Annotated in this window: 4 protein-coding genes, 1 tRNA gene and 1 rRNA gene; 3 read left to right on the forward strand and 3 right to left on the reverse strand. The window is 60.1% G+C overall.

Annotated features, from left to right (window positions below; all coding sequences use genetic code 11):
* From Q0C23_RS05985 to Q0C23_RS05995, 3 genes are all read right to left on the reverse strand, one after another.
* Window positions 1-563, reverse strand: a 563-nt coding sequence (locus tag Q0C23_RS05985; RefSeq protein WP_291511468.1) for a hypothetical protein, incomplete at its 3' end; no start/stop codon positions are given.
* Window positions 564-568: 5 nt separating this feature from the next.
* Window positions 569-1,729: a hypothetical protein gene (locus tag Q0C23_RS05990; RefSeq protein WP_291511469.1), complete on the reverse strand. Its 1,161-nt coding sequence runs from the start codon at window positions 1,727-1,729 to the stop codon at window positions 569-571.
* Between the two features lie 12 nt (window positions 1,730-1,741).
* Window positions 1,742-2,443, reverse strand: coding sequence for a hypothetical protein (locus tag Q0C23_RS05995; RefSeq protein WP_291511470.1), 702 nt, complete (start codon window positions 2,441-2,443; stop codon window positions 1,742-1,744).
* 145 nt (window positions 2,444-2,588) lie between these two features.
* Here Q0C23_RS05995 and Q0C23_RS06000 point away from each other — a divergent pair, with 145 nt between their 5' ends.
* The 3 genes from Q0C23_RS06000 to Q0C23_RS06010 form a co-directional block, all read left to right on the forward strand.
* Complete coding sequence (locus Q0C23_RS06000; RefSeq protein WP_291511471.1) at window positions 2,589-2,792, forward strand: hypothetical protein; 204 nt, start codon at window positions 2,589-2,591, stop codon at window positions 2,790-2,792.
* 184 nt (window positions 2,793-2,976) lie between these two features.
* A tRNA-Met gene (locus tag Q0C23_RS06005) sits at window positions 2,977-3,053 on the forward strand.
* Window positions 3,054-3,171: 118 nt separating this feature from the next.
* Window positions 3,172-3,978 (forward strand): 16S ribosomal RNA (locus tag Q0C23_RS06010); the annotation flags it as partial.

Below are 3,978 nucleotides of genomic sequence, written 5' to 3' on the forward strand. Positions count from 1 at the left end.
AAGGCGTCGACGGAATCGAAGCCCAGGCGGCGGAGATGCCTTTGCAGGGCGAGGCTCACCACGGGCGCGGCGTCCTCGTTGCGCGGCAGGAGTGCCCACTCCCCCGCCTCGGCGTATTCGTAACAGTCGTACCACAGGCCACCGGGCCGGTAGTCCTCTTGCAGCCCGCGATCCGTGAGGAGTTGCCTATCCCAGGCGACCCAGGCGAACTCCATGTCGTAACAATAAATGAAGATTTCATAGATGTATTTGAGATGTTCCAGCGGGGGCCAGCCCAGGCGATAGCAGTCCACCATGACCGCGGGTGGGGCGTTCCACATGGGCATGGGGCGGACGGGGGAGTCGCGTACTTCGTTCATGGTACTGCCGGGTTTAGGGTGGACCATGCGGCCCTCTTCCAGCAGACGGTAGAGAATGTTCAGAAAAACCTCTCGGGTTTCGTCCCGCTCATAAACGGAGCTCAGAATGCTTTCGAGGTGCTGAAGACCGCACGGAAAGAAATCCGCGCAAAAAGCGTCCCAGTCTTTAACCTCTACCAAAGAAAAAATCTTTTCCCAGTCCATAATAGTTACCCTTTGAATTTGATTTCTTCTAATCCGTTTTTCCCTAGCCCCTTGATACCCACTGTCCAAACCGGGCCGGAAGCTTCGGTGGTGCTGGCAAAGTTTCGCAGAGATACCTTTCGACCACGGGGACCCGCTACATATATTGTCGGCTTGTCCCCCACGATGTAACCTGGTTTGTCAGCCTGCACCATCGGCGTCGGCAACTCCTCGACGCCTGCGATCTCCTTGAACACATCCTCAGCGACCGAAAAGGGCACCGGGCCACCATCTGCACGTTCCACGACGAGCTGAGAATTCTTTTCCCCCTTTAGATTCTTCGGCACCACCCGCAGCAGGTGGCTTTGACCATCCCGGGTCGTATAGGAAATGTAGCTCACCACATTGGCTTTTTTGTGTAGATTAAACGCCTCTTGAAAAGCGGCCAGGGTACTCCCGCGGATGGCAACGATGTGCCGTGCGCCCTCAGGGATCTTCGGGAGCGCCTTGGCGGCCCGTTCCAAGGATTCGAGCGTTTTACCGCCTTTTCCTATTTTTCCGCCAATGCCGACAAAAGACCCGAAGACCATTAACGCGAGGTCGCCGTCTGTCTTCCCCACGAGTTTTCCAAGCGCCCGAGCATTGGCGTCGCTGGGCTCGCAAATGTAGGCCACGACGGTTTCGGCGGACTTCAGCAGGGCTTTTTTCAGAATGGCGAGCATCTGCTCCGGATGGTCTTTCAACCCCTGTAAAAGCCGAGGAATCTCTGTGATGAGCTTGGGCAGTTCGAGGATGGACCGGAAGAGGTCGCCGGCGGAGGCGCCGAGACCTTCGCCGAACCCCTCCCAAAAGCCCGACTTTTTCGTCGCCGACAGCAGACGCTCCATCTGTGCCAGGGAAGGCTGTCCGTTTCGCTGAATTTCCTCCAAGGTTTGGCGCACGCAGTCCAGGTCATTCTCGGCGCCGAGCGCCTGCCGGTTGGCGGGGGCAACGCAGACCCCGCCCTTGGGGTTGAACTGCAAGGTAGAGAGGTCGTCAGACGGCACCCAGAAAAGGGTCTGTTGCGCCGGTGCGCGGTTGACCTGGGACACGTACCACTCAGCCCGGGCGACGCTCGCCTGCAGGGCAAAAATCCAAATCAGGAAAAACGTCAGAACGCGGCGGCGAGCGGTGAGGAAACAGAGCATGGTCCGGCTCTCCTAGGGGCTGGCGTGGCGAGGCTGGAAATCGGGTAGAACCGGGGCGGTAGCTGGACCCTGGCGGCGGTCATTCGCCAGGCGCAGGATCGTGGCCAGGATCTGGGGCTCCGCAACGCCTACGAAGGCGTGCGGCCCCTGACGGTGGGGATAAAGCAGCACCGGCAGTACGCCGAGGCGTTCCCGCCAGAAGCGGGTGTTGCCGCGGACCGGCACGCGGTCGCGCTCCGGGATCGGCGGGGCCGCGGCCAGGAGTGAGGATTGCGTCCCAACGGCGAGGGCGGCTTTTTCCAAGGCCGTCACGGGATGCGGGCTGGCCAGAATGTGCGCTGCTACGCCAAGGCTCTCGGGACGGACGAAGGCTACAGGAATCCAGTGGACGCATAGTCGGTCCCGGTGTGGCCACAGTGCCCACCACTGGCGGGAGAACAAGGGACAGAGCGGATCGATGAACTGCATCATCCGCAAGCCCGTCGGCGGGCCCGTGCGGACGGAGGCCAAGCCCGAACTTTCTTGCCAGTAGCGCCGCAGAAGGGCGGCCCGTGCCGCGCCTCTCCTGCGGAAGATCTCACTGGGTGCTTCCCCGGTGCCGAGCGCTACCGCCGGAGAGGTGGCCGCCGCGCAAAACGCTGCCCCCGAGAGCCAGCGCAAAAACTGCCGACGACCCGACAAGCCGCGGTCCTGCGCTGGTGCGACGACGCTCATCTGGGCGCTCCCTTCCCCTGCTGTCGTTTCGTGCTTAATATAAAAAATATTTGGGTTATGGGCAAGTACCGTGGATTTTTATTATAAATATTCCAGTCGCTTATCGGCTTGCGATGGCGGCTGGCGAGTCATCGAGGAGGGGCATATGTCGGCTTATCTGTGGGGTAATCTTCTCGGACGTCTGGTCTTTTCCTGGTTGGTGGTCTGGCTCTTTGCCCTGGTGTTCAAAAAGGGGCGGATCCGCGCTGCCCTGCGGGCCAGCGTCTGGCCCTGGGGCTGGCTATTTGTGCTGCTCCTCTTCGTACTCAGCATCGCGGGCGCCGTGCTGCGTAGCCAAGGCGCGGGTTGATACGAGTCCTTGCCGCAACCGCTCCCCGGCGCAGCGCTCGACCACCGTCTGCCGTGCCCCCTTGCCAAGGGGTTTCGACCTCGGTATAGTGCGCTTCCTCGACGCGGCAAAGGTTCGCCGCGACGCAGGGTCGCTCTGGAAGGCTTGACGAGCGACCATAGTGAAGCTAGATTGTAAGACCCGGTGCGGGGTGGAGCAGCCAGGCAGCTCGTCGGGCTCATAACCCGAAGGTCGTAGGTTCAAATCCTACCCCCGCTACCAATTTTTGCAGTATCGTTCTTTCCCAACCGAGTGGAGATGTGTGGGGTTTAGGCCCAGAGGGCGATCTGGAGGTGTTGAGCCTTCGGGTTGTCTGGAAGAGATGAAGTAGTAGAGGATTGAACGCGAGAGTTTGATCCTGGCTCAGATTGAACGCTGGCGGCATGCCTAACACATGCAAGTCGAACGGCAGCATGGGCTTCGGCCTGATGGCGAGTGGCGGACGGGTGAGTAATGCGTAGGAACCTATCCTTTTGTGGGGGACAACCCAGGGAAACTTGGGCTAATACCGCATAAGCCCTGAGGGGGAAAGCGGGGGATCTTCGGACCTCGCGCTGAAGGAGGGGCCTACGTCCGATTAGCTAGTTGGTGGGGTAAAGGCCTACCAAGGCGACGATCGGTAGCTGGTCTGAGAGGACGACCAGCCACACTGGGACTGAGACACGGCCCAGACTCCTACGGGAGGCAGCAGTGGGGAATTTTTCGCAATGGGGGCAACCCTGACGAAGCAATGCCGCGTGGATGAAGAAGGCCTTCGGGTTGTAAAGTCCTTTCGTGGGGGACGAAAAGGCGGGCCCTAATACGGTCTGTTATTGACGTGAACCCAAGAAGAAGCACCGGCTAACTCCGTGCCAGCAGCCGCGGTAATACGGAGGGTGCGAGCGTTAATCGGAATTACTGGGCGTAAAGGGCGCGTAGGCGGTGGGTTACGTCTGCCGTGAAATCCCCGGGCTCAACCTGGGAATGGCGGTGGAAACGGGCTGACTGGAGTATGGGAGAGGGTGATGGAATTCCAGGTGTAGCGGTGAAATGCGTAGAGATCTGGAGGAACACCAGTGGCGAAGGCGGTCACCTGGCCCAATACTGACGCTGAGGCGCGAAAGCGTGGGGAGCAAACAGGATTAGATACCCTGGTAGTCCACGCCCT

This window comes from Acidithiobacillus sp. (genome assembly GCF_023256195.1).
Classification (GTDB): domain Bacteria; phylum Pseudomonadota; class Gammaproteobacteria; order Acidithiobacillales; family Acidithiobacillaceae; genus Acidithiobacillus_A.